Origin of the sequence: Yoonia sp. (assembly GCF_030731595.1) — a bacterium.
Taxonomy (GTDB): domain Bacteria; phylum Pseudomonadota; class Alphaproteobacteria; order Rhodobacterales; family Rhodobacteraceae; genus Yoonia.
Genome location: NZ_JANQTS010000150.1, coordinates 3,212 through 28,791 on the forward strand (window position 1 = coordinate 3,212; position 25,580 = coordinate 28,791).

Below are 25,580 nucleotides of genomic sequence, written 5' to 3' on the forward strand. Positions count from 1 at the left end.
TGGCCGCCGGTATCGCCGCCGGTGTCGCCCTTATCGTTTCCTGTGCCGCCTGGGTTGGAGGCAGAGGCATCCCTGTTTGGTCCGGCCCAACCTAGATCAAAGGATCCACGTTCATGAATCCGATATGACACAGGCGCAGCACCGGAAGCCGCGAGGCTGACACTCTCAAGGTCGCCGCCGGTCGGCGTAGCAGTCATACTGTCAGAGCTGCTTGTACGCTGCGTTGATGCTGCACTATCCGACCCATAGGGCCCTTCGCTGCTCTCCTCGGGATCAGTTGACGGCTGCTGGCCTTGGTCGTCCATCGCAAGCCCGTCAGTGTCCGCCCCAGAGGGACGCGATTGCGTCATTTGATCATCTGAACGCGCAGAAGGGGCAGACTGATCCACACTCTTGCCATCTTCCGAAATCGGAGAAGAAGACAATTGCGAATCCGCAAACTGGAACTCATCTGCATTTGCAGCAATCAGCGCCGCTTCGGCTGCTTTCGCAGCTTCTGCATCGACACTTGAACCCTTATCAACCTCTACAGTGGGGAGAGTCGAAGTAGACCGATCAAACTTGCGCTCTTCTGCGGAGCGAAAGTTTGGCGCGAACTGGTCCATACTGGTCCGGGCAGCGGTGCCTCCGGGATTTCTGTCACGAAAGAACATCTTGGGTGAGCCTTATGTTTTTTCCAAGTGGCGGATGAGTGAGAGTTCAAGAAAGTGGCGAGTTGGGCTGGTCAGTGGCTTCGTCGGTTAGGAAAAGATGGCCGGAGATATCTTCGCAAAGGATTGCATTCACAGCACATTTTTAAGTCCGGCGATGTCTGTATGATTGGACGATAAATGGAACTGTGCATCTTCATTTCATCTTTTTTGTGCGTCATCAGGAGTGTGTTCTTATTGGAACTAAGACCATTGGGGTTAACAAGCATGCAATAGGTATGGCTGGAATGTGTCGGCGAAATGGCGCGCAAATCTTAGAGTTAAGCTGTAACTTATTGATTTACAAGCAACAAAATGAGCTTTTCCTTGATCTGCAGAGTTGTGGGGTGTGGCAAGATTCCGCTCGCAAGCATGCGAATTTCTGCCATTTAAACAACCTATGGCTTTATGCGTCATGAGTTACTCAATCCTGATTAGATCGTGGTCGTGAGAGGTCTTCGATTTTCGCGTCGATTATCCACTCTGAAGCTACAAAAAACCATACAGATTCGGCGGTCTTCAAGGCGGCAAGTCGGTGCATCAAATTCTGGCGACAGGCCATCTTTGCCCGAAGTACTTGGACACTTTCTCGCAAAGAAAAGGACACACGAGGAGTTACTTGTATTCAATCAACCCGGCACGCCTGCGCCGTATCTTGTGCCAGAAATAACTGAGCATACCCTGCGCTTCTGGCAATTTGCCGAGCGTCAAAAACAAAGCGCGCTGCCAGTCACGGTCCCGCATGCCCAATCGGATGACCTGCAAAGGCCAAGCCAGAAGCAACAACAAAGACCAAGGGGAAAAAAACACCCCCAGAGTAGCAACCAAAGGGAGCGCGAGCCCCCAGACTAGCGCAGACCGGGTCTCGCGCACTCCATGGCGCTCCGGTCTGTGCCCGTGCATCGACATCCCCTCGGCAAAAGCATGGCCTGCGCGTTTGTTGCGGGTCCACCATTGCCGAAATTTCAAAAGTGCTGCGTCGTGCAGGGTCATCTCTTCATCAAGGCGCCAAACCTTCCACCCAGACGCACGCAAACGCACACAGAGCTCCGGCTCTTCTCCGGCTATCATATCGGGGTTGTAGCCACCCACCTCGTTAAATGCGGCCACCCTCATGAGCGCATCCCCACCACAAGCCCCGGTCTCGCCGACTGGCGTGTCCCATTCCTGATCAATCAGGCTGTTATAAACAGACGCCTGCGGGAAACGTTCACGCCGGCGACCGCAGACCACAGCGACCTCCGGATGCGCCTCCAAGAATGATTTGGCGCTCTGCACCCAGCTTGGCTGCAATTCGCAATCACCATCGATGAACTGCACATAGACCACGTCCGGCTGGATCTGCAGCAGATGCGCCATTCCGGTATTGCGCGCGCGCGCTGCAGTGAATGGCTGTGACATATCCAAGGCAATCACTTCGGCACCTGTCTTGCGCGCCTCCTGCGGTGACCCATCTGTAGAGCCGCTGTCCACATAGACCATGTGATCAACCTGACCTGCGGCAGCCTTCAAACCTTCGATCAGCCGCGACCCTTCATTTCGCCCGATGATGACAGCTCCGACCGTCGCGGATGTGGTATTCTGCATCATGTGGTATGCTGCCTCGCATAGCGTTCTCTGGCAGGTTTGCCGTCGGGAAGCGTGTTGCCTGCGACGGGCCCACCAAATCGCGTATAGGCCGGTCGCACGCGTGTCTTGGGCTGGATCAAGTTTGCGTCTTCGACATCAGAAACACGACCCAGTTCAATGCGGCCCCAAATCGCCCCGACCAGAAGCCACGTCAGCGGTGTTATCGTTGCATTCGGAAGCAGGTCGATCAAATTCGCGACCAGCATCAGCATCAAGCCCGTGGTCTCGAACCCAAACTGGCTTTTCCGGAAAGCGAAAGCTGCAACGACCGCCGGCATGCAAAGCAAACCAAATTCGGCAAGATAGCGCACCCATCCCCCTTGCCCAACCACAATGATCCAGTAACCATCGGTGATCGTCAGTTCGTAGCCATACTCGTTGAATACCATACTGCGTCCAAATCCGCCCCAACCAAAGATCGGGCGCTCCTGCGCTCTGGAAAGTAGCAAATCCTCGTTCGCAAGACGGAAATTCAATGAGTGGGCGCGATCAGGACTTACGCCCTCTGCCCAAGTGAGTATGGCGTCCACAGGTACCAAGCCAGCGCCCCTGATGGCGGGATACAGCAAGATGATTACCGCAAATATAGCACAGAGAATGAGCTGCGTTCTGGTGCCGAAGAATAGCACCACCGGCAACAGGATCACTGCGATAACCAGAGCTCCCAAGGAGTTCGACAATGAAAGGGTCAGCAACAACCAAAAACCGACGGCAAGGTATTTTATCCGTTCGTTTCCACCGACCGTGCGTGACAGGCTGAAAGCGCCCAAGATAGTGACTGCAAAGAAAATCGCCAACCACAGCCCGTGAGCCAAAAACACAAGCGGCCTGAACCCACCGCTCCGGATATGTTGCTCGAAACTATGGGGAAAGAATCCATAGATCATACTGTTGAGCTGTGGCGACATGCGCACTTCGAAAAGGGCCAGAAAAGAGTACAGAAACCCTGCGATCACAAAACCAACGAGCAGCATTCTTTGCTGTTCAGGGTAGGCGAGATATTTGCGCGCCAGAAAGAACGGGATCAGACTCACCAGCAGACCAAGGATAATCGAAAATCCGTCATAAGGGCGCAGCCCTTGCAAAAAGACCGGACCATAAACGAGGGGGTCCGGGTTTGTCATGACCGTCAGAAAAGTGCTGAACAAGAGGACAAAAATCAAAACGCGTGGCAAGTTTGCCTTGGGCAACCAACCCGGCAATACTTTTGCGTTGTTCTTCGCGCCGGACAACAAGACAAACAACAAGCATACCATCGCTGGGATGGTGTGTTTGTTCAGTGTCGGCAGCAATGGCAGATCAAAGTACAGCGTTTCAGGCAAAAGCAGATAGCCGAACAGCAATGACGCAATGATCGCTTTGGGCGCGTCCAGTATCGCAAACAGTATCGCAATCACCAAAGGAGACCCGAAGAGTACCGTGTTTCCGACTACCATGAAGGTCCTTTGCTACGCTGGCCGAGTTTTGCTCTAGTCTGCATGAAAAATCCATTTTCGGGAAGTCAGGTTCAGGTTCGTGAGGCAGGTATGGACTGCCCCGCTATGGGATCAAATCTAGGGTATAAAGCGTGGCACATCATCCTGAAGTGTGACCAAAACATCCATCAGCCGTGCCTCGGCCTGCGCATCGGTTTCATCTCGCGCGATCAAAGTCGTCAGCCGCACGATCCCACCATCCGTCCGGCCAGTGCGCACACCGTCGTAGATCAGCCACATCTTTGCAGCAAAATCCCAGGCAATTTTGCGGCCTTTCTCTTCAAACCAGTAAAACACCATCATCCGGGTCTCACCTTTCTGGATGATGGCACGATTAATATGGAAATCCGTCGCTGAGTTGATCTGCGAAGCGATGTTCGTGCGATCCAGCCAGGCGATCTCCCAACCGGCACCCGGCAAACAGATCTCGGGGCTATGCACTCCGCCAGAGCTTTGATCGGCATACCATGCCATAAACAACCCAACAGAAGGTTGTCCGCTCCCGTTTGTCAGTTCGACATTGTGATAGTCATCCGCTGCCAATGTGATTTCGGTTACCCGATCAAATGGCATATGAGCGCTTCTCTTCCAGTTTCCGATATCGGGCTCCAAAGCAGCAAAACGCTCGCGGACCGGCGCAGTTCTGTCCCGCTCTGGCGCGATTTGAAAGACGGCAATGACCGCGAACGAGACAATAACCGCACCAATCAAAGCGCGCGATGGCTGGACCAGCCCTACACGCTTGGCCTGCAGGACCAAGCCATCGGTATTCAGATCAAGCGCATCGGCGAGGCGCATATTTGACCTTTGCAGCCGCAACATCGACCAAGCCAAGCCAAACAGGATGAGAATGCAGGCGACAAAGATAACCCAACCTTCAAAGAAATGCGTAAAGCCTTCCAGCCAATCAACGCCGAAGTATTGCGCCAGCACCCCAGCCACAGCGATTCTGACCGAATTCATGAAGACCGTGATCGGTGCCGCTGACAACAGCAGCACCGCCTTGTGCCAAAGAGGCCCTTTGTAAAGTACCGCAAAAATGTATGAAAAGCTCAGGATGGGAAAAAGATAGCGCAGGCCGGAACAGGCCTCTGCCACATGCAGTTTGAGCACGCCCAGGTCGATGATGTTGCCATCCAGAAAGACCGGGACGGAAAAAAGGCCCAAAAGCCAAACCCCCAACTCGGAAGAGATCAACTGAAGTGTCGTCGACATCTTATAGTAAAAGGTGTCTGGCAGGGGCAGCATATAGACAAGATGCAAGACAGGTGGCCAGAAATGGCGTCCAGTCCGCCAGCCAAAACCAACCAAAAGCAAACCGCCAACCCAGATGATAAGACCATAGGCGACAAGATCAGGAATGTTTGCAAGCCGGCCCAAAGCGCCAAATGCCAAGGCAATGACAATCACGACAACCCCGACCCACCGGTCGTTGATCACACCGGGCTGTGGTGGGTATTGCTTGAGCTGTCGCAGAAACAAGAGCCCCGACAGGACGGGGATCAGCGGACCATGACTATATTCCGGCAAAGACCAGGCGCGCAGTAACGCAGCGATGCCATCCGCGAAAAATATCCCCGCTGACACGACAGCCAGCAGAAACCAGAACATGCCCCAATTAAGGAATGATCTCGCTTCTGACGCTTGTTTCGCTGGGTTACTTGTTAAAAGCACAAAATCCGATCCACACTGTGATGACCGCTAAAAACCATGCCCTACCAAAAGAGCGCGGTCGCGCCTAGGGGCCTGAAATGATCATTCCCTCAGTGTGTTGGAATTGCGCGCAACAGCCAAGTACCTCTGACAGCATGCAGTTGCGCAAATGTGAGGTATTAGTCCCGCGTCAATACGAATGATGCGGTAGCGTCTCCGGCTCCTGCCGTCCCCGTCCCACCGCCGTAGATGACAGTCGCAGAGTCGGCAAAGTCTCCGGCGACGTTGATATTGACTGGTCCATCAATGATCGGGCCATCAAGAGTGCCTGTAAAAGCTCCACTTATGCCGAATTCATTGGCAAGATCATTGTCACGGAAAAAAGTCCCGGAAAAATTTAATTGCCCCGCCTGCAGGGCCTCCGTACCCGAAAAGAAATTCTGCGCAGTCCCCGTGATGGCTGTCGTACTAAAATTCGTGGTTGCACTCATTGTCCCAAAGATACGGTTACTGTCATCGCCGTTAGGCACAAGCTCAACCCCGCCAACATACTCATAGTCTGCGGAACCAGCATCCGGCACACTGGACCAAGGCGTAACTGGTCGATTGGCGAATAAAGTCGTGGCAATCGGCGAAAGCGCATCATCCCAAGTCTGGACCTCAGGAGCAGACAATACCTCCCCGTCTGCAACTCTGACAAACAAAGAGGCTGCAGAGGACGTCGAAAGGTTGGCAATGGGCTGATCGCTGACCGTCCGTTCATCCGGGGTGCTGGTACCACAGGCCGACAATGCACAAAGAATAACGGCCGATACCAGTTTTTCTTGAAAGGAAATATGCATACCCGTCACGATCATAACTCCACCAATCTTGTTCTATTCCAACACAATCTAGGTCTGGCCTGCGCATTATATTGTCAACTGAAAACAATTAAACATCAGCCTGTCGGCAAGATTCGCCGATTCGCTTTCATGATTTCGCCTAGTCACTCAATGCCGGATTGTTTGACGAAAAAGCAGGTCTCGTCCTCGATTGAATCGGGCTCGACCACCTGTTCAAATCCAGCCGCACGCATCCAGCGCTTCATCGCTGCGCGCGTCGGGTAAACCGGACGGGCGGTCGAAAACCCGCTTCGGCTGGGGATGATACGACGCCCAAACGCCATATAGCTAAGCGTATTTGTCACCGTGATCAGAAAGTCCTTTGGAGAGCTTTTGCCTGCAATCACTTGCCGGCCTATTTGCGTGAAATAGGGCCACAATGTCCCGCCAATCAGAATAAGCTCACCGCCGGGCCTGAGCACGCGCGCGATCTCTTTCAGCGCAAGGTGTATGTCAAAATACTGATGCGCCGACACCAAAAGAATGAGATCGACCTCATCGGCTTCGAACGGCAAGGCTTCAGCCCCGCCTATCCTTATCTCGATGGGTTCAAGGCCCTCGCGTTCGCGGAAAATATCGCCCAAGACGATATAGGCATCGACCGGCTCGACACCGCAAAGCTTAGTGTTGGTTGTGGCCAAAGACATCAGGTTGGCGCCCATGCCGGCCCCGATCTCGCACACATGCTTGTCCTTGAAGACAGCGCGCCCCAAATGCGCAAGCGTGTTCTCAAACGGTAACTTTCTATCGCGTTTCTGCCAAAACAGATACTCGCGGCATGAGTCGCTGACGAAGATTCCCGTCGCTGTTCGCTGTTCGGTCACCGGGTCGAGCCAGCCAAGCTCTACGGCCCTCGCCTTTGGCAATGAAGTGTCGCCGGTTTGTGCCAAATCCACACTTTGCGCCGCCATAAAGGCGATCAATGCGTCGGAACCGTCACCCAAGAGATACTGTCGGGCTGCATCAAGACTCATTCATTTTCACCTTAAATCACATGCTTACCGACGCTTGAGAACAGTAAGATTGTTCTCTGGCTCATGCAGAACAAGCTCGAACTCTTCTACAAAACGGGCATTTCTGTCCGCCATTTCATCTGTGACCCAAGACGCTATACCCGCCCAATCGGCAAGATATACGATCGGGCTATCGACAACATAGTTCAGGAAATGGCCCTCGGTCAGCAGGGCATTCAGGGCTGCCGGGTTTACTTTTCCATCCAGATTAATCGTCTTGTCATGCCAATAGCCCAAGGTCCCAGTCTGCACTGCACCGACCCATGTCTCTTCGGGAACATTCTGGTTTACCCAATCAACCACCTGAAAATGGCCCTGCTCTTTCACTCCGGGAACAAGGAACCTGCCCAACAAGACGAAACAAAGCAGCAAGCTCACGAGGCCCAATCCGCGCATGACTTGCGCCGCTCGCGATTTCACGAGGAGCTGCGCAAGTCCGAGTGCCACCGAGAATGTTGCCACGGTCAAAAGCGGTGCAAGTGGCGATAGATACCGACTAAGGAACCAGCCCGCCCCGAAATAGAACCCGTAGTATGCCGCCATCACGACAGCATAGGTCATATAGGCGGCCACCACATAACGGATGCTGCCACCCCTACGCCAAGTCTGGACCATGAAAGCCACTAGAATTGTTGTGACAACCGCAACCGCGCTCCACTGAAAAACGGGCATGCCTTGAAAGGCCGCAGGGACCGGAAACATCAAGAAAGCATATTCAAACAGGATGGCGGGCAATATATCAGCATTCCGCGCAAATCCGCCGCTCAACGACTGCGCTGTGCCGCTCACCGGCACGATCGATCCAAAGTTGACGTAGTTGTTAATCATCCAAGGCGCCGAAATCAGGACAATCAACAGACCAGACGGGATGATCAGCCGCAGCGCAGAAGCAAGCCCACGCCGCGCAACAAAAACCTCATGGATAAACCAGACCCCAAAGATCGAGAATAGCAAGAAGACGGCATCATTGCGCGCCAGAAAGGTGATGCCCCCGACGACACCCAGGAGCAAAGGAAGGCGCATGTTGCGCGGGTCTTGCTGCATCAGCACCTTGCCGAAGACGACAAGCGTGACCGTTAGCATGACAGAATAGAGACCAGTCTCCAGTCCGTTCATTGTATGCATCAGCATGATCGGGCTGGCGAACCAGATTGCCGTTAACAACCACGGCCAGATCGGACGGTCATCTTGTGTCGCAAGGATCAGACGGAAAAACCTGTGTACCGTGAAGATACCGATCACTGCGATCATAGCGGAAATGAACTGGACGCCGGCAATGCCCAGAACCTTGTCACCGCCCGACAGAAGAAAGGGGACTGAAAAGATGAAGGTCGCCAAAGGCTGCACGCCATTCGAGGCAATCGTCCCATCAGAAACGGACATGCCCAACCCGATCGCCATATTGCGCGCGATCGTCAGCATCAGATAGCCGTCTTCCGTCATGAAAGCCTCTCTCAAGACGGAGGTGCCCGATATGATCGGATAGAGCCTGTACAAAGTGGCGAGAACGAAACTCAGCACCAGCAAGCGCCAGATGACTTTTTCACTCGTTTGGCTCATTTTCGGATCACTCTTTAATTACTGTTTATGACAATGCCCGCAGTTGTAGCGACCTGCCCGATGTCCCGAAAGGTTTACGGCAAGCACGTTGCTGCAATCTATGCAAAAAGCACACACCACATAGAGTCTAAATGCCAACCAGCCGAAGCTTGAGCCGGTCAAGGGTATCATAGCGCCCAACACCAATGCGCGGGATCGCAAGGGCCGGCGCACCCTCTTGGACCAATCTATCCTCCAGAATTGTGGCCGAAATAAAACCCACCTTTTCTAGAGCTTCCATGAGTTGTGGCGTGTAGTTGCCATTTGGATATGCAAAGTGGCAGATTTCGTGTCCTGTCCAAGCCTTGAGAAGGTCGCGAGAGCGCTCAATACTCAACGTCGCTTCGGCGATCGAAAGCTGATCAAGCAATTCATGCCCATGGCTATGCGCGCCGATCGTGATGCGCGGATCAGATGCCATTTCTTGGAGTTGGGCCAACCGCATAGGCTGTAGCGGCGTAAATCCACCCGTCTCTGATCCGGCTTGCGCAACGACATCGTCTGCAAGCGCGTCACGTTGCTCTGTCGGTGCAGTCTTGATGGCCTCTAGAACCGCGCCAATCCCGGCCCACCGATTCTTGCCGCGCTCAGGCCCAATGTCCCACTTGCCGAACCCTTCGAGGATGACCTGCGTCTGACCGGCCCGCTGAAGTGCGTTCATGACGCGGTCGAACCAAAAGGACGTCTGCGTTTCGATATGCGCGGTTGCCACATAGACGGTCACGGGAAGATCCATAGCTTTGACGATTGGCAAGAGATGATCGAAAAGTCCAACCTCCCCGTCATCAAAGGTCAGCACTGCGCGAGGGCGGCGGCCCTTGGGGGCGGGGGCAAGCCCGTCGTCCAACGAAACGATATCGTAGTACCTGCGCAGCATCTGGACCTGCGCGAGAAAGTCGCTTTCGCGCAAGGCGACCCAGGCATCCAGCGGCTGATTGTCAGGGCGCAACGTGTGGTAGCACAAGATCGTCGTGGGCTGGCTTTTCAACGCATAGGCACGCATGAGACCATAGGCAGGACCGTTCGTCAGCGCGCGCATCGCAAACGCTTTGGTCGCGGCTTTCATGCCTGTTCCCCCATGAGAGTCATCGCAAAGCCTGCCAAAGCACCATATTATGACGCCGAACGCTCGCGATCGGACTCTGGTTCGTCTTCGGTTTTCGGGCTGAAATAGGCACCATCTTTCAAAACAGCCTTCACGTGTTCCACACCTACGATTTCGCGCTTGCTGATGGATCCATAAAGCATGGCAATATCGCACAGCTGGTTTACAAGCCGCGGGATGCCTCCAGTGATTTCGTGAACAAGATCAGATGCCTCGCGGCTGAACATATGCTGTCTGCCGCCCGCCTTCTCGATCCGGTGGACGATGTAGGAATAGACCGTATTCTGGTCCATATGCGACAAGTGAAAGCTGGACGCGATCCGCTGTGCGAACTGCTTCATATCCGGTCTTCGGATGATATCACGCAATTCAGGCTGGCCGATCAACAAAAGCTGCAGCAATTCGTCCTTGTTTGCATTGATGTTGGTGAACATTCGCAATTCTTCCAACGATTCTTGCGGCATGTTCTGTGCTTCATCAAAAATCATCAGAACGTGGCGCCCAGCGGCGTATTCGGCAATCAGGAATTGTTGAAAAATCTCAAATCGTTTGACGTAGTCATGATCGTTTTCAACCGGAATATCGAGCGCCATCATCACCCAGCGCAGCAAATCACCGCGACCAGAATGAAGATTGGATACCAAACCGACCGTGACAGAATCACCCAGGTTTTTAAGCAGATATTGCAGCAGCGTGGTTTTGCCCGCACCAACCTCGCCCGTAATCAAAGTAATTGGTGCCCGCGTCGCCACCCCATATTCAAGCATTGTATAGGCACGCCTGTGATCATCCGTCCAATACAAGAAATCGGGATCCGGCAAGAGCGAGAAAGGCCGTTCGCTCAGGCAGAAATGCTCGGTGTAAAGGTTCAGATTCATTCGACCGCTCTTGAATACATTTATTGCCTGCGTCGATTTTAACACAGCCTACGGATAACAAAAGTCATTGTCCAATTGCCGCGCGAAACGGCTAGTTGGTATCGACTTGAGGGTCAATCAAATTAGCGTTGCTGGGTGTTGTCCACAATAATCCAAGTGCGAATTGAAGTTGCGCTGTTTGCAAAGCAACGTCCCGTCGGGCCGTGGCTTGCGAGGCTTGTGCCGCAGACAAGTCACGAAGTGTCCGCACGTAGTCTCCAACAGTCAGATCGCCTGTCGTCAGAAGTTCGCGTTGGAATTCTGCGATTTCGTTGTTCAAACGAACGGCCTGGTTCGCATGACGCAAGGTCTCCTGAGCTGCACGAACTGCGGAAAGGGCAGTTTCTGTTTCCTCTATGGCGCTCAACACGGCTTGCCGCCATGACAACATCGCGATCTGGACATCAGCCTCTTCGACCAGAACCGCATTTGCCAAGGCCCCTTGATTGAAGATCGGAATATTGATCGCTGCACCCGCTGTGGCAACATCAGAGTTCTCGCCGGATGTGGTGATAAGGCCAAGCGTGCCGCTCAGCGTGAGGCTCGGGAAACGGGCGGCACGGGCGGCATCCAAATCACTCAAGGCACTGCGATACCGCGCCTCTGCAGCTTGAATTTCGGGACGGTTGCGCAAAAGATCTGCGGGCACACCTGCGCCAAACATGAATGCTGGGCTTGGGATCTGCCCGGTCCTTTCATCCAGCAAGCCTACCGGTGGCTGCGAGCGACCAATCAGCGACGCAATCTGATTCTTCCGCGCATCGATCGCTGAAATCACTGACGGAATGGCTTGGCGGGTTTCGATGACAGCAAGCTCTGCCTGCCTCAGTTCCACCAAAGTCGCATCATTTACGTCGCGCCGTTGACGAACGGCATTCAGGCCACTCTGACGGATCGTTTGCTCGGACTGCAACTGCAGAAGCCGCACCTCAAGGAACCTTAGGTCGATGTAGGCAGACAAAAGATTGCTGACGATCAGCTGCCGGGAGGCTTCTGCATCAAGCTGAACAGCCAAGAGTTCATCCAGTGCTGCCATCTTGCGCGCGGCGCGGCCTCCAAACAGATCAATCCCCAGATTCAACTCGGCCCGAGAGCTGTCTGTGCCAGCGTCTTCTGCAGCTTCGGTGGCTTGGAGAAGGCCATCAATGCGAATGTTCGGCGATGTTGTTCCGGCAAAGGCAGAAGCCCGGTCAATGCGGGCTTTTGCTTGCTTTAACTGTAAGTTTTGCATCAATGCGGTATCAACGAGGCGGGCGGCAACCGTATCATCATAAAGCTGGGCGATCGGGATTGGAGACGCGGCGCCTGCTTGATTTTCCGCATGAAAAGAATCCGACAAACTGACGTCAAGCGGCTCTGCCACTTGTTCTTGTGTGCACCCCACTAGACCCGCAAACGCAAATGCGCCTAGCACGCGGGAACCGCGAGAGAATCTCGAAAAACTAGCCATCTTACTGATCTGCTCTTTATTGTTTTCTCGAGAATACGTTAACTTTCATTAACAAACCAATGATTTTAAAGGATTTACATTTGCCTTGAATTTTCTGTGGCAAATACTCAACACAGATAAGGACACCTGTTCGGTTGGCCGCGTGGCAAATGAGGTGTCGTCCTGAGGGCCAAAAAACAAGGATATATTGCCGCAGAGAGGTCACGCAGGTTCCAAAAATTAAACTCTATCCCAAACGCTTAATCCCGCTGCTTCGGCGAGGTCGGGACCCTCAAGTCCGCTATTTCGAAAGCCAAACTCTGTTTCAGAACCGACGCAATCGCAGCCGGTCCGAGAAAAGAGGCCCAAAAATACGGTGGTGCGCCTTGATTAACGTCATTCGGCGAGCAAACAGAGCGTTTTTAGGCAAAAGGAAAGGTCGCAAACACATCTTGTAACTGGCATAATCCGACGAAATAACTGATAGTCAAAATGTTCAATATGTCTTTGTACCATAGCGCTGTGTTTGCGCCCCCCGGGAACTATCCTCAATGATCTCAGATCTGCGTTTTTATTTAAAGTTATTGCCTCGACGTTTACCTGTCATGATCCTGCTCTTTCTGAGCGCATCTATCGCCGGACTGATCATCGCTCAGCGGTTGCCTCCAATGTACTCAACATCTGCGACGCTCTTGGTAGAGTCGGCCCAGATTACAGAAAGCGCCGGGCAATCCGCGTCTCCGACTTCTGCTTCGGACCAACTGCGCGTTATTCAGCAAAGGTTGCTCACTCGCGCTAACCTGATTGATATCGCCAATGAGGTTCAGGTTTTTTCAGAACAAGGCGCAATGAATCCTGACGAGGTTGTCGAAGCGATGCGCGAAGCGAGCGTTATTGAACTGACGGTTGGACGCGATCAGGCCAATTTGATGCGGCTAGGCTTTACTGCTGACAACCCGGTCAAGGCCGCAGAGGTCATCAATCGCTATGTCGATATTGCACTCGAACTGAGCAGCAGTGCAACCATCAGCCAAGCCGAAGATACACTGGCCTTTCATGAACAAGAACTGCGCCGTTATTCGGACGAGCTTGATATCCAAAGCGGTATTATCGCGGATTTCAAGCGCGAGAATGCTGATGCCCTGCCCGAGAACCTTGACTACAACCAAACTCGTCAGTCTTTGCTGCAAGAACGCGTGTCCCGGGCGGAACGGGAACTTAATAGTCTGGCGACTCAGCGGACCAATATATTGCGTGTGTTCGAGGCGACCGGCAGCGTGACGGCGCCGGGCCCACTGAGCCTAAGCAATGAAGAGCAGCTATTGATCGATCTGGAAAGCGAACTGAGTGTAGCGCGCAGCATCTATTCGCCGTCAAACCCGCGCGTGCGCAACCTCGTTTCCCAAGTGGAAGCGCTCAGGTCGCGCATGGAAGCTGCCGCGCTTGAAGCTCCCGAAACACAACCCACACCACCGACAGCGCAAAGGACAGCGCTTGAGATCAGTCTTGCTGAAATTGACAGCCGTACCGAGACGCTGCGGGAAGAAGTGGCTGATGCAAACGCAGAACTATTGATGCTAAGAGAGAGCATCGCGCAGATCCCGGCCAATGGGATCATCCTGAGTGGTTTGGAGCGGGAACAAGAAAACATCCAGAACCTCTATGACGCAACAGTGGGTCGACTTGCCCAAGCACAAAGCAGCTTGAATATCATTGCCGCTGCCAAGGGCGAGCGGATCACGGTATTGGAGGCCGCCTCTGTTCCAAGCGATCCATCCAGCCCAAACCGCTTTGCTATCGTGATGATGGCAACTGCAATCGGCATCGGACTGGCGGGCGGCTTCTTTCTACTGCTTGAAATGCTTAACCAAACAGTGCGCAGACAAGCGGACATCGTCAAAAATATGGGGATTGTACCGCTTGCCGTCATCCCGCAGATTGAGACGATCGGTCAAAGACGGCTGCGGCGGGGGCTTCAAGTCGTTGCCTCTCTTGCCGTGATCGCCTCTGTTCCCGCAATCATGTGGGCGATCGACAGTTACGTTATGCCACTCGATCTTTTGTTTGAAAAATTGAAGGACCGGCTGACGTAAGCGCCGGCTGCTAGGACACAGCAATTACCATGGAAAAATTACAAAAAGCCCTCAATGATGCTCGGGAAGCGCGGGAGAATGCGCTGCGTCATCCTTCCATCGGTCAGGCAAAGCCCTCGGTCGCACCAAAGGTTAACCAGAATGATCCCGCGCGCGCCGCAGCGCCGCAAGGCCGCCGTGCTGTGCAGGGCAGCGCCTCGACACAGGTGGATGCGCGCTGGGCAGAGCTGATGCCTTATGAGCCAAACCCCGATCATCTGCAAAGGAACCGGATCCTGACACTCAATGCAGAACCTGAATCAAACCCGTTTGATGTATTGCGGACAAAGGTCTTCATGTTGATGCAGCAGAATGGCTGGAAACGATTGGCCATCACATCTCCAAACAAAGCCTGCGGGAAAACCACCACGGCCTGCAACCTGGCGGTTGGCCTCTCTCGGCAACGGGAGCACCGCACCATTCTGTTTGACATGGATCTACGCCGACCCAGCATATCGGACCAGCTGGGTCGCAGACCGCAACACAGCATCAAAGCCATGCTGACCGGCGAAGTGCCTCCCGAGAGCCAGATGATCTGTCTGCGCGGGAATGTCGCCATTTCAATGAACACAGCGGCCGTGCCGGATTCGACTCAGGTCTTGATGGCTGGGCGGACGACAGACACATTGAACCGGATTCAAGAGAACTTTGCGCCCGACATCATGATTTTTGACTTGCCGCCCATGTTTGTCGCGGACGACACACGCGCTTTTTTGAAGAACGTCGACTGTGCCTTGATTGTTGCCCGCGCAGAGCACACCAAATCGAGCCAGCTTGATCAATGCGAACGTGAAGTAGCTGAACTCACCAATGTGCTGGGCGTGGTACTGAACGACTGCCGGCATGTGAGTCGGGAAGACGAATATTCCGATTCTTACTACTAGCGTCAGATCGTTTCGAGAATCGGTTTTGAGCCTCGATGAAGCTGACGCTGGCCCGGGAAGAAGGCGCAATTGTGCTGCCTTTGACACATAGCTAAGCCCGTGGTGTCGATCGTAGCAAGGTCTTGCCTATAGAATCTGCAAATCTACGCCGATGGATTTGACGGCAGAAAATCCCAAATTTGGGACCTGGGCTCTCTCGGCTTCTTCCCAAAACTACGCCGCTCAGGACAATTCTCCAAAGCATGGGCGCATGCATCTTTGCTGTCCCTCCAAGGAATTCAGATCCATAATTGACTGTTTTCCATATATTTTTCCTTGCGGCCGGGACAGTCCGGTTCGCGCTGGCAAAAGCAACCTTTCAAACCGTTTCTTGTTGTAAGTGAATGCCAACATGGCAATTCATCGTCCAGTACTTCACATCCAGCAACACGGGGCAGTGCGCGAGAAAAATGCGCTGTGTGCTTTCTCGCCGATGTTTGATTTCCAGAGCACCTACTATTTACAGAAACGAAAGCGACCTAGATAACATCAATAGGATTGAATGTGTGCGGTTGGTCTTGTAATGTTTTTCAGCCTGATCTCTGCCACAACTTTAACGTTATGTTAACGAACTGAGGTCAACTTCGACAGAAGAATGTCATAATTGAAACACTTTCTTCTCAGAAGATAATGTTAGATTTTCGAACGAGGAAGCGAAAATCGCGGAGGGGACGAATGCTAATAGCTTATATGATAATTGGTATTATCGTAGGTGCCTCAGCAGCGATTTTGGCACTTGTTGCAGGAGCTGGCATTTGGATCGCCTTGGCGTTTTATGTCTTGGGTGGATTGGTTGCCGTAATCGGCGTTGTAATCTGGACTCTTTTGACTCCACGCTCTGCCATGACAAAACAGTCACCCGTGGCTGACCAGAACTAACGCCCGTCTTGCCGTATTTTTTGGTTGTCCTATTCGCGATATAAATCGCTCAAGCCACCGCAATCCGATGTGCATCTGACCACGGGTTTATGTCTTTTTTGCATCCTCGACCACTTCAGCTTCTTCAACTGGACTTACAGCTGGCAAAGCTGGCTCTGATGCTGCGCCAACAATCAGCGGCAGCATCTCGGTACCGGACGGCATGGCCACTTCGCTGGCAGGTGGCGTTTTCCAGGCGAGCGTGTCAAAGGACCCGCAATTATTACATGTGGCGCCCCACGTCGGGTGAATATGCTGACAATTCTCGCAGATCCACTGCGGTCCGCGTGGCGCTGTCAATGCGCGGGTCAGCCAACCACGCACGACGGAATCGTCAGCGCCTTGACCGCGTTCGATTGCTGCCATCAGTGTCAGACTGCGTGCAGTCGGGTCTTTGGTGACCAGATCGCCCAGCGCCCGCTTGGCTGCCGGGAAATCCTCTGCCGAAATCTGAAGTTCGGCTAACAGCATTTTGGTTTCTGGATTGTCTTGCGTGGACTTGATCAGCGTGTTGAAGCGCTTGAGCCGTGCCTGCGGTGTCTCATCCGGCACAATCTCTGCAAAGGCTGCAGCAATGTCCGGATGGGGCTGGGCGTTCCATGTCTTAGTCAGAACACGGGTCGCATAACGGGCGTTGCCTTCGCTTATGTATCCTCGGGCAGCCATGATCGCTGCGGGGATCAGATCTGGCGACAGGCGGTTCGCTTCGATCGCAGCTTCACGGGCTTCGATCGTATTGCCCTCATTCAGGATGTCCCGCGCCTCTGACAAGGCCAGCACCGCATCCCTCCGTTTGTGCACATCACGCGGCAGACTACCGGATTTCAGCTTGGCGCCCAGCGTCTTGCGTGCGCCTGCCCAGTCGGATTTTTCGGCCTGTAAACGCAGCAGGACATCTTGGGTTTCTTCGTGCTTTGGCTTGAGAGCAAAAGCCTTTTTAGCCAAAGCCAATGCAGTGTCGGTATCACCCTCGGACAGCTTTTGCTTCATGATGCCGCGCACACCCACAAACCGGGTCTTGTCGTCGGCCAGCAGTTTCTTATAGGTTTCTTCGGCCTTTTTGCGATCACCGGTCATCTCGGCAGCCTGCGCAGTCAAAAGGTTCGTCAATTGAGGTTGCCTAAGATACTTATCCGCCCGCGCCGCTTTGGTCATCGCCAGATGCCCTTCGCCAGAGGCAAGCGCCATCATACCTTCGCTTAGCGCCTCATAGCCCTTGCGCTCGCGATTACGGTCGAAATAGCGCGAAATGGCGGTTTCATCACCATTGAGAAACTTGAAGGTCGCCACACAAAGCGCCAGCAGTTTCAGACCCAGCCAGACCGCCAGAACCATGGCACCCAAGGCAAAAACCATCTCTAGCGGGCTGAGTGTGAATTCCTGACCGGCGACATCGACCGTCGCACCGCCGTCCACTTCCATCAACTGTGTGCCGCCGTAGGTCAGGGCCGTGATGGCTGCGACAAACGCCAGAATTTTTATCAGGGACCAGAGCATAGGGTTCGCCTTTAGTTGCCAGAAATGGATGAAGACAGGATATCGACCGCCGCGATCGCGTCAGCACGGGCTTCGGCCTGCGCGAGCCAGTCCGACATCTCTGCGCGGGCGACCTCGGGCAATGCACTGATCTCGCTCAGGGCATCGGCAAGACGCCCACCGCGCATTGCGGCCTCGGCCCGCGAAAGAACGGCATCGGCGCTATTGCCTTCGCGCGGTGTGGTTGACCGTACATCGAATTGGTTGCGCAAGAACGCCCCAAATCCGGTGGTTTCCTCGCCAGAGACACCTTCGCTGCGCGCAATGGCAAGGGCGGCGCGCGCGACATCTGGGAATTGTTCTTGCAAACTGCCCAGCGTCGGAACGCCATCTTGGACGGCGAGCAGGGCGTCAGGCGCACTTGCCCCGATTGCCTCTTCAAGATCTCCCAAGGCAGCCCCGATCGGCGCGCCGCTTTCCAGCGCCGTCTGCACACGGGCCAAAGCGGCACGGGCCGCAGCACTGCGGGCGGCGGCGGCGGCATTTGCCTCAATCGAATCCGCAGCGGCGCGGGCTTCCTCGAGTTCGATCTGTGCGGCATCTGTCATTTCCGCAATCTGGGCCCGCAGCGCATCCATTTCATCTGCCACACCTGCGGCAACACCAGAAGAAGCAGCGGGCGCTGGCGGAAGCGCCTCAAGCGCTGCCAGCCGCTCTGAGATATCGGCAAGTGCGGCCTGCAAAGCAGTCACTTCAGAGGTCAGTGCGTCCTGATCTGCAACAATCCCGGTCAGATCGGTGCTGGGGAAAGTAGCCACCTGCTGTTCCAAGGAAGAAATTGCCGCGGCTTGCTCGGCAAGCTGACCGGCAAGCGTGTTGTCAGCTGCGGGTGCTGTAAAGGTCGCGACTGCAAATCCCATGACACCGGCCAGCAATCCGCCCAAGACAAGTGGCAAGAAACCACTTGATTGTGCGGGGGCTGGGGCCGCCTTTTGTGTGGCGGGCGGCGTTGGCTTGGGTTTCTCGGTCACTGGGACTGACGGCGTTTCTGCAGGCACGGTCACTGCTTTGGCATGAACTTCCGGCGGAATCGGGTCTACCTGAGGCCCGACAACGGCGACCGATTCGGCGCGTTCCGCATCTGTGCCGGTTGCTTTCGTCGACTTTGCTGGCGTCTTTCGACCATTGGCTGGCTGTTTTGCCACGTTTTCACCCTTTCAGCACCGCCACCGGCTCAAGTGAGCAGATGTTTGGTTATCCTATCGTGCCAAACCCAGACCCTCAAGCAATGGTCCGACACTTAGCCCACAGCAGCAAGCCGCCTTAACGCCGCAAGTGTCTCGGCAATCATGGCATCCCGTTCCGGCTTTACGGCCACAGAGACCTTTGAGAAATTCTCACAATCCAAGACATCTTTGACGGCATCACTCATGGCAATCACTTCAACGGGACCCGAGAATGGCCCCTGCCGGTTCAATATGGTGGCTGTGCGCGGCGAAAACAGGGGGAAAATCACAGGTTGCTGACCACGAAGTGATGCTTGGGCCTGCGCGGTGAGCGGCAGTGCCCGCTGGTCATAGGCTACCACCTCCATACAAGGAATTCCTGCTGCGGCCAAATGTGCGGCGACATCGCCGCGCGTATACATGCCGCGAATATGGGCAAGAACGCCCGAAGGTCTGGCCGCAACAATATCCCTGACAAGCCCTGCAGCATCGCCTGGCCCCACAATGGGGTCGAATCCCGCCTCCTGCGCCATCCGTCCGGTTTTTGCACCTACACACCATGCGGTCAGACCCTTTGGCAGTTTCAGGGTCTTTGCGGCCGCAACCCCGTTTGCAGAGGTAAAGATCACCGCATGTGGCCGCGTCACTTTGGCTTGCAATGGCACAATTTCCAAAAGCGGCGACAGAATGATGTGCAATGGTTTGTCCCAGAGCGCCATGATCTCGGCCGCAAAGCTTTCACTTTGCGCCGCAGGGCGGGTCAGGATCAGGGTGGGCGTCATGAGGGCACCATTGTTTGCGGCCATGCGCAATGTTACCTGCGTCTGACGGACAAGCAACCGGAACGACCATGGCCGAACACCTGACCCTTCTTGGAATCGAAAGCAGCTGTGATGACACGGCTGCTGCGGTCGTGCGCGGGAACACAGTTCTTTCCTCTGTCGTCTATGGTCAAACATCGCTGCACGCCGCATTTGGCGGGGTCGTGCCCGAGATTGCCGCACGGGCCCATGCCGAAAAGCTGGATCACTGCATAGAAGAGGCCTTGGCCAAGGCCGGGCTCTCGCTCAGCGCGCTCGACGGCATCGCTGTCACGGCCGGACCGGGCCTGATCGGGGGCGTACTGTCCGGCGTGATGTGCGCCAAAGGGCTAAGTGCCGCGACTGGGTTGCCCCTCATTGGGGTGAACCATTTGGCAGGTCATGCGCTCACACCACGATTGACCGACCAGACACCCTATCCTTACCTGATGTTGCTGGTTTCTGGCGGTCATTGCCAATTCCTGATTGTCGAAGCGCATGACAGCTATCAGCGGATCGGCGGCACGATTGATGATGCGCCCGGCGAGGCCTTTGACAAAACGGCACGGTTGCTTGGCCTACCGCAACCCGGTGGGCCATCTGTTGAAAAGGCCGCGCAGTCCGGCGATCCAGCGCGATTTACCTTGCCCAGACCTCTGCTTAACCAGCCCGGCTGCGATATGTCTTTCTCTGGTCTCAAAACAGCCATTCTACGTGCACGCGATGGCGTGGTTGCAGAAAGTGGTGGGCTGACACGGCAGGATCAGGCCGACCTGAGCGCTGGTTTTCAAGCGGCAGTAACCGATGTGCTGATCGAAAAAACGCGGCGGGCGCTTGTGCAGTATCTTGCGATGAACCCAGAGAAACGGTCATTTGCGATTGCGGGCGGCGTCGCGGCCAACGGGGTGATCAGGGATGGCCTGATGGCGCTTTGTGCTGGATTAGACACTGATTTTATTGCCCCACCCCTTCATCTATGCACCGACAACGCCGCCATGATTGCCTATGCTGGCATTGAACGAATGTCGCATGGCGAGATCGATGACCTGACATTGTCGGCTCGCCCACGCTGGCCATTGGACCAGCGCGCCGCACCAATGCTAGGCTCTGGCAAGAAGGGGGCGAAGGCATGAAAATCGGGATTGCGGGTGGGGGGGCTTTTGGCACGGCGCTCGGCGTGGCTCTGGCGCTGGATGGGAATGATATCCAGCTTTGGGCGCGCGATCCCAAGGCGGTGGCACAGATGCAATCGGCCCGCATGAACGCCAAGCTGCCCGGTGTGGTATTGCCAGAAAAGATGGCTTTTTCCGCAGCGTTAGAGACGCTTTTTGCCTGCGATGTGATCCTTCTGGCAATCCCGGCACAGACCCTGCGGGATTTCTTGACCACCCATGCCGACAGGCTTGATGGAAAATACCTTGTCGCCTGCTGCAAGGGGATTGATCTGACGCGGATGACCGGCCCCGCCAGCACGATACGCGATCTGGTCCCGGGCGCGGTTGCGGCCATTCTGACCGGACCATCCTTTGCGGCCGATATTGCCCGCGGTCTACCCACTGCCCTGACGCTGGCCTGCGCCGATGATGCGGCGGGCGCGATCCTGCAAACCGCTCTTTCCACGACAAGCCTGCGGCTTTACCGCTCTACAGACACGATCGGGGCAGAGCTTGGCGGCGCGCTTAAAAACGTGATGGCCATAGCGTCGGGTGTGGCGATTGGTGCGAAGCTTGGCGAAAGCGCGCGCGCGGCCTTGATCACCCGCGGCTTTCCAGAAATGCAGCGATTGGCGCACGAACTTGGCGGTCAGCCAGAGACCTTGTCGGGACTTTCCGGGCTTGGCGATCTGGTGCTGACGTGCACGTCAGATCAGTCGCGCAACTATCGCTTCGGGCTGGCGCTTGGAAAAGGTACCACTTTTGACCAATCTACCACGGTCGAGGGTGTCGCGACAGCGCGCGCCGTGCGCCAATTGGCCCGCGACCTGAATATTGATATGCCGATCTGTACCGTCGTCGCAGACCTGACAGACGGAAAAACCGATGTGCCTGCGGCACTGAACGCGCTGCTCTCGCGCCCACTAAAGGAAGAATAAATGCGCTTTGCCCTGATCGCCAAAGACAAACCCGGCGCCCTGCAAACCCGGATGGATAACCGCGAAGCCCATCTGGCCTATGTCGCTGAAACCGGCGTTGTCGAAATGGCAGGACCGATCCTGGACGAAAACGAACAGATGTGCGGGTCCCTGATCATTCTAGAGGTCGCAGATCTGGCCGCTGCCCAAGACTGGGCCAACAATGATCCTTATGCCAAAGCAGGGCTGTTCGGCGATGTGACGCTGCGCGCCTGGAAGAAAGTCATCGGCTGATGGCGTATTGGCTGTTCAAATCCGAACCTGACGTTTGGGGCTGGGACAAACAGGTCGCCAAGGGCGAAGCGGGCGAACCGTGGGAGGGCGTGCGCAATTATCAGGCCCGCAACAATATGCGGGCGATGAAACTGGGCGATATGGGCTTTTTCTACCACTCTCGCACTGGTCTCGAGATCGTAGGCATTGTCGAGGTTTGTGCCGAAGCGCACCCCGATACCTCGACCGATGACCCGCGTTGGGACTGCGTCGATATCAAAGCCGTGCGGCCCTTTACGCAACCCGTTACGCTGGAAACCATCAAGACGGACCCTCGCCTTGCCGATATGGTGCTGGTCAACAATTCTCGGCTGTCGGTGCAACCCGTGACGGATGAGCAATGGCAGATCATCTGCGCATTGGGCAAAACAACGCCCTAGCCACGATAACACGCCATCTGTGTGGAAAGAGGGCCCGGACACTGCCCGAACCCTCTTTCACCCCGCGTGCTCCCTAGCCACCACACGCATATGAATCTTTGGTTCGGACCATCCTAGTCCTCGTATTACTTTACGTGATCATGGCTAATTTCTGCAAACCAAAAGCACGAAGCATTTTATTCAAACTGGAATGACATTGCGTGCCAGAATGCAAAACGCCCACCAGATGGCGGGCGCAAGCAACAAATTGATTGGTCGATCAGCCGTAGACGGCTTCTTTGCCGAAATGCTTTGTCAGCATGTAGTAAACGACTGCACGATACTTGTTGCGCTCGGATTGGCCGTAGGTTTCGAGTACAGATTTGATCGCTGTATCAAGCTCGGCGCTGTCTTTCAGGCCAAGCTTCTTCATCAGAAAGTTGGTCTTGACGGTTTCGATTTCAGACGGCTGGCTGCCTGCAACTGTCGATGCATCAGCGTTGTAGATCGCTGGACCGCATCCAATCGTAACCTTTGTAAGCAGATCCATGTCTGGCGTCATGCCACATTTGTTTTTCAGATCGTCTGCGTATTTCGCAATCAAATCGTCTCTTTTTCCCATCAGAAAGTCCCCACTGTTCAAGTTGTCGTTCACACACGGTCCATTTGCCGCACAGCCGGCACGTTAAAGGGTGAAAACAAGGATCGTAAAGGGAAAATCCCGGAGAAGGCGGCGTTTTGCTGGTGAAGCCACGTTTTGTCCGCTGACCTCTGCCCCAAGTCCGCGAACCCGGATCGATCCGGCCCGACCATGCCATCACGTGAACGTGCCTGAGGCGTGATGATCTGACGTTTGATCCTTTTCGTAATCCTTGGACACGCAATCAACCACAAGGACAACAGGATGAAACTCAATACACTGGCGATCACCGCTTTCTTCGCAGTCGCCCCCGCCGCCACATTTGCACAAGACTGGTCTGGGGCCTATGCGGGCTTCCAGATCGGTGGATCGCAGATCGACGTCGATGGTGCAGGCCCCGGAGTCGACGGCAATGGGCCGTCATACGGTCTCTTCGCTGGCCTCAACATCCAAAGCGGGAACATCGTTTATGGAGCCGAGATCGACTATGACACGACGGAATATGACATCGACGAAGCAAGTGTCGAAGTCGATTCGACCACGCGCATCAAAGGGCGTATCGGCGCAGAGATTGGCGGCGGTCTGGCTTATGGCACTGCCGGTGCTGTCTGGGCTACGTCGCCCGAACTCGGCGATGACAATGGTTATCTGTTCGGCTTCGGCTACGATCTGCCAGTGACCACAAACATGACCGTGGGTGCAGAAGTGCTGCAGCATGAATTTGACGATTACAACGACACCGGCCTTGATGTTGGCGTGACCACCTTCAAGGCGCGAGTGGCGTTCAACTTCTAGGACTCATGTAGCAAAAAGTAGGGCGCGGGGTCATCCTCGCGCCATTCTTGTCAGCGGCACAGCCCCCAGCCGCGGGACTGAAGATGGAAATGATCCGCATGCAGCCGGTTATAGTCGGGCGACAAGGTCAGGCTGAACCATTTGCATGCCCCGTCCCGTGCCGCGCGCAGAAAGTCAGCCTTTGGCCCGGTCCCTTCCCAATCGTCGATAAGCCGCACCTGCGATCCATCCGCAAAACCAAATCCCGTGATATCTATCGCATCGGCAGTAGCATGGGTGCTCATCCGTGTTGAGGGACCGGCGCTGGTCCGCAACAGGCGGCAATTATAGCTTCCGATGTGTTGGATGCTTTGGACCGAAGTACCCAGAAATTCAGCCGCCGCCGGTTGCAGGCTGTGGCGTTCCCACATCGCCGTGCGCAGTGCGATAGCGCAACGGGTCTCGAGCGGTGCGAGGCGCGTATCCCCGACCCCTGAGAGTGCGACGCGGTCACGGATAAAGCACTGATCGGTGTCTTCCAGCGGCTCTTGCGGCTGTACTGCGGCAAAACCATTCAGCGCCGCAAGGCATTGATCAAAAGACGCCACCGCGCGATTCAACTTCCAACCAGTCAGCGGCGTGACCGGATCACTGACAGCCAAAGGCTGCATCGGGTTCCAAGCGCGCGGCAGCGGCGTGTCTGGATGAACAAGGGCCTGATACCCTGCGTAGGCCAACACCCCCGCAAAGAAAAACGCAGCCAAGCCACTGATAAGGGCCCAACTGCGTGTTTTCTTCTTGCTCTGCGCTTTCGCGGCATCCTGCGCCATTTGCTGACGTTTGGCATGCCGCATGCGCGATTAGTACCGGTAATGCTCTGGCTTGAACGGGCCCTCGACGGTCACGCCGATATAATCCGCTTGGTCCTTGCGCAGTTCGGTGAGTTTGACGCCGATCCGTTTCAAGTGCAGGCGGGCAACCTTTTCATCCAGATGTTTGGGCAGGATGTAGACGCCAGCGGTATACTCGCCGCCGTTGTTCCATAGCTCCATCTGCGCCAGCACCTGATTGGTGAAAGAGGCGGACATCACGAATGAGGGGTGGCCCGTCGCGTTACCAAGGTTCAGCAACCGCCCTTCGGACAGCAGGATCAACCGGTTGCCAGAAGGCATCTCGATCATGTCGACCTGTTCTTTGATGTTGGTCCACTTGTGGTTCTTGAGTGCTGCAACTTGAATTTCGTTGTCGAAATGGCCGATGTTGCCAACGATCGCCATATCCTTCATCTCGCGCATATGCTCGATCCGGATGACATCACGGTTACCGGTTGTAGTAATGAAGATGTCTGCGGTATCCAGCACATCCTCCAACAAAACGACCTCGAACCCGTCCATTGCCGCCTGCAATGCGCAGATCGGATCAACCTCGGTTACTTTAACCCGCGCACCGGCACCGGCCAAGGACGCGGCAGAGCCTTTGCCCACGTCGCCATAGCCACAGACCACAGCTACTTTGCCCGCCATCATCGTGTCGGTCGC

Annotated in this window: 23 protein-coding genes; 7 read left to right on the forward strand and 16 right to left on the reverse strand. The window is 55.0% G+C overall.

The genetic code is table 11. The annotated features are described in order from the left end of the window. From NWQ23_RS16525 to NWQ23_RS16570, 10 genes are all read right to left on the reverse strand, one after another. Positions 1 to 350: hypothetical protein (locus NWQ23_RS16525; protein WP_306167493.1), on the reverse strand; the 350-nt coding region annotated here is incomplete at its 3' end. Positions 351 to 1,304: 954 nt separating this feature from the next. Then, a complete protein-coding gene (locus tag NWQ23_RS16530; RefSeq protein WP_372340145.1) occupies positions 1,305 to 2,279 on the reverse strand; it encodes a glycosyltransferase in 975 nt (324 codons plus the stop codon). Then, positions 2,276 to 3,610 carry a hypothetical protein gene (locus NWQ23_RS16535; RefSeq protein ID WP_306167494.1) on the reverse strand — a complete coding sequence of 445 codons (1,335 nt, stop codon included), beginning with the start codon at positions 3,608 to 3,610 and terminating at the stop codon, positions 2,276 to 2,278. Before NWQ23_RS16535 ends, NWQ23_RS16530 begins: the two co-directional genes overlap by 4 nt. 261 nt (positions 3,611 to 3,871) lie before the next feature. Continuing rightward, entirely contained in the window at positions 3,872 to 5,404 is a 1,533-nt protein-coding gene (gene xrtD, locus NWQ23_RS16540) for a VPLPA-CTERM-specific exosortase XrtD (RefSeq protein ID WP_306167495.1), read from the reverse strand. A gap of 221 nt (positions 5,405 to 5,625) precedes the next feature. Next, positions 5,626 to 6,303, reverse strand: a complete 678-nt coding sequence (locus NWQ23_RS16545; protein ID WP_306167496.1) for a hypothetical protein — start codon at positions 6,301 to 6,303, stop codon at positions 5,626 to 5,628. Between the two features lie 128 nt (positions 6,304 to 6,431). Continuing rightward, the gene (locus NWQ23_RS16550) at positions 6,432 to 7,301 is read right to left on the reverse strand and encodes a class I SAM-dependent methyltransferase (protein ID WP_306167497.1); all 870 of its coding nucleotides are present in this window, start codon (positions 7,299 to 7,301) and stop codon (positions 6,432 to 6,434) included. Positions 7,302 to 7,325: 24 nt separating this feature from the next. Continuing rightward, complete coding sequence (locus NWQ23_RS16555) at positions 7,326 to 8,900, reverse strand: hypothetical protein (RefSeq protein ID WP_306167498.1); 1,575 nt, start codon at positions 8,898 to 8,900, stop codon at positions 7,326 to 7,328. Between the two features lie 127 nt (positions 8,901 to 9,027). Continuing rightward, positions 9,028 to 10,005 (reverse strand): polysaccharide deacetylase family protein, encoded by a 978-nt coding sequence (locus NWQ23_RS16560; RefSeq protein ID WP_306167499.1) that lies wholly within the window; start codon positions 10,003 to 10,005, stop codon positions 9,028 to 9,030. 47 nt (positions 10,006 to 10,052) lie between these two features. Beyond that, the gene (locus NWQ23_RS16565) at positions 10,053 to 10,967 is read right to left on the reverse strand and encodes an ExeA family protein (protein WP_306167500.1); all 915 of its coding nucleotides are present in this window, start codon (positions 10,965 to 10,967) and stop codon (positions 10,053 to 10,055) included. A gap of 46 nt (positions 10,968 to 11,013) precedes the next feature. Further along, on the reverse strand, positions 11,014 to 12,300 hold the full coding sequence (locus NWQ23_RS16570) for a TolC family protein (RefSeq protein WP_306167501.1): 1,287 nt from the start codon (positions 12,298 to 12,300) through the stop codon (positions 11,014 to 11,016). A gap of 641 nt (positions 12,301 to 12,941) precedes the next feature. Between NWQ23_RS16570 and NWQ23_RS16575 the strand changes: the two genes are divergently transcribed. Both NWQ23_RS16575 and NWQ23_RS16580 read left to right on the forward strand, forming a co-directional pair. Next, positions 12,942 to 14,483 (forward strand): lipopolysaccharide biosynthesis, encoded by a 1,542-nt coding sequence (locus NWQ23_RS16575; RefSeq protein WP_306167502.1) that lies wholly within the window; start codon positions 12,942 to 12,944, stop codon positions 14,481 to 14,483. A 206-nt stretch (positions 14,484 to 14,689) separates the two neighbouring features. Next, a complete protein-coding gene (locus NWQ23_RS16580; RefSeq protein ID WP_306167503.1) occupies positions 14,690 to 15,406 on the forward strand; it encodes a CpsD/CapB family tyrosine-protein kinase in 717 nt (238 codons plus the stop codon). A 1,005-nt stretch (positions 15,407 to 16,411) separates the two neighbouring features. Here the strand turns inward: NWQ23_RS16580 and NWQ23_RS16585 are convergent. The 3 genes from NWQ23_RS16585 to NWQ23_RS16595 all read right to left on the reverse strand — a co-directional run bounded on the left by NWQ23_RS16585 (position 16,412) and on the right by NWQ23_RS16595 (position 19,847). Then, positions 16,412 to 17,860: a heme biosynthesis protein HemY gene (locus NWQ23_RS16585; RefSeq protein ID WP_306167504.1), complete on the reverse strand. Its 1,449-nt coding sequence runs from the start codon at positions 17,858 to 17,860 to the stop codon at positions 16,412 to 16,414. Between the two features lie 11 nt (positions 17,861 to 17,871). Beyond that, positions 17,872 to 19,044: a COG4223 family protein gene (locus tag NWQ23_RS16590; RefSeq protein ID WP_306167505.1), complete on the reverse strand. Its 1,173-nt coding sequence runs from the start codon at positions 19,042 to 19,044 to the stop codon at positions 17,872 to 17,874. 95 nt (positions 19,045 to 19,139) lie between these two features. Continuing rightward, entirely contained in the window at positions 19,140 to 19,847 is a 708-nt protein-coding gene (locus NWQ23_RS16595; protein WP_306167506.1) for a uroporphyrinogen-III synthase, read from the reverse strand. Positions 19,848 to 19,915: 68 nt separating this feature from the next. Here NWQ23_RS16595 and tsaD point away from each other — a divergent pair, with 68 nt between their 5' ends. The 4 genes from tsaD to NWQ23_RS16615 are packed head-to-tail and all read left to right on the forward strand — an operon-like array spanning position 19,916 to position 22,649. Continuing rightward, positions 19,916 to 20,998: a tRNA (adenosine(37)-N6)-threonylcarbamoyltransferase complex transferase subunit TsaD gene (gene tsaD, locus NWQ23_RS16600; protein ID WP_306167507.1), complete on the forward strand. Its 1,083-nt coding sequence runs from the start codon at positions 19,916 to 19,918 to the stop codon at positions 20,996 to 20,998. Further along, positions 20,995 to 21,957: an NAD(P)H-dependent glycerol-3-phosphate dehydrogenase gene (locus NWQ23_RS16605; RefSeq protein ID WP_306167508.1), complete on the forward strand. Its 963-nt coding sequence runs from the start codon at positions 20,995 to 20,997 to the stop codon at positions 21,955 to 21,957. The genes tsaD and NWQ23_RS16605 overlap by 4 nt, the downstream gene beginning before the upstream one ends. Then, positions 21,958 to 22,230, forward strand: a complete 273-nt coding sequence (locus NWQ23_RS16610; RefSeq protein WP_306167509.1) for a YciI family protein — start codon at positions 21,958 to 21,960, stop codon at positions 22,228 to 22,230. It abuts the gene before it with no gap. After that, complete coding sequence (locus NWQ23_RS16615) at positions 22,230 to 22,649, forward strand: EVE domain-containing protein (protein ID WP_306167510.1); 420 nt, start codon at positions 22,230 to 22,232, stop codon at positions 22,647 to 22,649. Before NWQ23_RS16610 ends, NWQ23_RS16615 begins: the two co-directional genes overlap by 1 nt. Positions 22,650 to 22,908: 259 nt before the next feature. Here NWQ23_RS16615 and NWQ23_RS16620 read toward each other — a convergent pair whose 3' ends face one another. Next, entirely contained in the window at positions 22,909 to 23,250 is a 342-nt protein-coding gene (locus tag NWQ23_RS16620) for a DUF2853 family protein (protein WP_306167511.1), read from the reverse strand. Positions 23,251 to 23,532: 282 nt separating this feature from the next. Here NWQ23_RS16620 and NWQ23_RS16625 point away from each other — a divergent pair, with 282 nt between their 5' ends. Then, entirely contained in the window at positions 23,533 to 24,063 is a 531-nt protein-coding gene (locus tag NWQ23_RS16625) for an outer membrane protein (protein ID WP_306167512.1), read from the forward strand. 50 nt (positions 24,064 to 24,113) lie between these two features. Here NWQ23_RS16625 and NWQ23_RS16630 read toward each other — a convergent pair whose 3' ends face one another. Both NWQ23_RS16630 and NWQ23_RS16635 read right to left on the reverse strand, forming a co-directional pair. Then, positions 24,114 to 24,872, reverse strand: coding sequence for an extensin family protein (locus NWQ23_RS16630; protein ID WP_306167513.1), 759 nt, complete (start codon positions 24,870 to 24,872; stop codon positions 24,114 to 24,116). A 30-nt stretch (positions 24,873 to 24,902) separates the two neighbouring features. Beyond that, positions 24,903 to 25,580 (reverse strand): adenosylhomocysteinase (locus tag NWQ23_RS16635; protein WP_306167514.1); only part of this gene is annotated, 678 nt, incomplete at its 5' end.

Bases quoted from the DNA above. Each gene is read 5' to 3' on its own strand.
- NWQ23_RS16530 (WP_372340145.1), bottom strand. From the start codon at position 2,279: ATGATGCAGAATACCACATCCGCGACGGTCGGAGCTGTCATCATCGGG.
- xrtD (WP_306167495.1), bottom strand. From the start codon at position 5,404: ATGTTCTGGTTTCTGCTGGCTGTCGTGTCAGCGGGGATATTTTTCGCG.
- NWQ23_RS16545 (WP_306167496.1), bottom strand. From the start codon at position 6,303: ATGATCGTGACGGGTATGCATATTTCCTTTCAAGAAAAACTGGTATCG.
- NWQ23_RS16550 (WP_306167497.1), bottom strand. From the start codon at position 7,301: ATGAGTCTTGATGCAGCCCGACAGTATCTCTTGGGTGACGGTTCCGAC.
- NWQ23_RS16555 (WP_306167498.1), bottom strand. From the start codon at position 8,900: ATGAGCCAAACGAGTGAAAAAGTCATCTGGCGCTTGCTGGTGCTGAGT.
- NWQ23_RS16560 (WP_306167499.1), bottom strand. From the start codon at position 10,005: ATGAAAGCCGCGACCAAAGCGTTTGCGATGCGCGCGCTGACGAACGGT.
- NWQ23_RS16575 (WP_306167502.1), top strand. From the start codon at position 12,942: ATGATCTCAGATCTGCGTTTTTATTTAAAGTTATTGCCTCGACGTTTA.
- NWQ23_RS16585 (WP_306167504.1), bottom strand. From the start codon at position 17,860: ATGCTCTGGTCCCTGATAAAAATTCTGGCGTTTGTCGCAGCCATCACG.
- NWQ23_RS16595 (WP_306167506.1), bottom strand. From the start codon at position 19,847: ATGACGCCCACCCTGATCCTGACCCGCCCTGCGGCGCAAAGTGAAAGC.
- tsaD (WP_306167507.1), top strand. From the start codon at position 19,916: ATGGCCGAACACCTGACCCTTCTTGGAATCGAAAGCAGCTGTGATGAC.
- NWQ23_RS16605 (WP_306167508.1), top strand. From the start codon at position 20,995: ATGAAAATCGGGATTGCGGGTGGGGGGGCTTTTGGCACGGCGCTCGGC.
- NWQ23_RS16610 (WP_306167509.1), top strand. From the start codon at position 21,958: ATGCGCTTTGCCCTGATCGCCAAAGACAAACCCGGCGCCCTGCAAACC.
- NWQ23_RS16615 (WP_306167510.1), top strand. From the start codon at position 22,230: ATGGCGTATTGGCTGTTCAAATCCGAACCTGACGTTTGGGGCTGGGAC.
- NWQ23_RS16620 (WP_306167511.1), bottom strand. From the start codon at position 23,250: ATGGGAAAAAGAGACGATTTGATTGCGAAATACGCAGACGATCTGAAA.
- NWQ23_RS16625 (WP_306167512.1), top strand. From the start codon at position 23,533: ATGAAACTCAATACACTGGCGATCACCGCTTTCTTCGCAGTCGCCCCC.
- NWQ23_RS16630 (WP_306167513.1), bottom strand. From the start codon at position 24,872: ATGGCGCAGGATGCCGCGAAAGCGCAGAGCAAGAAGAAAACACGCAGT.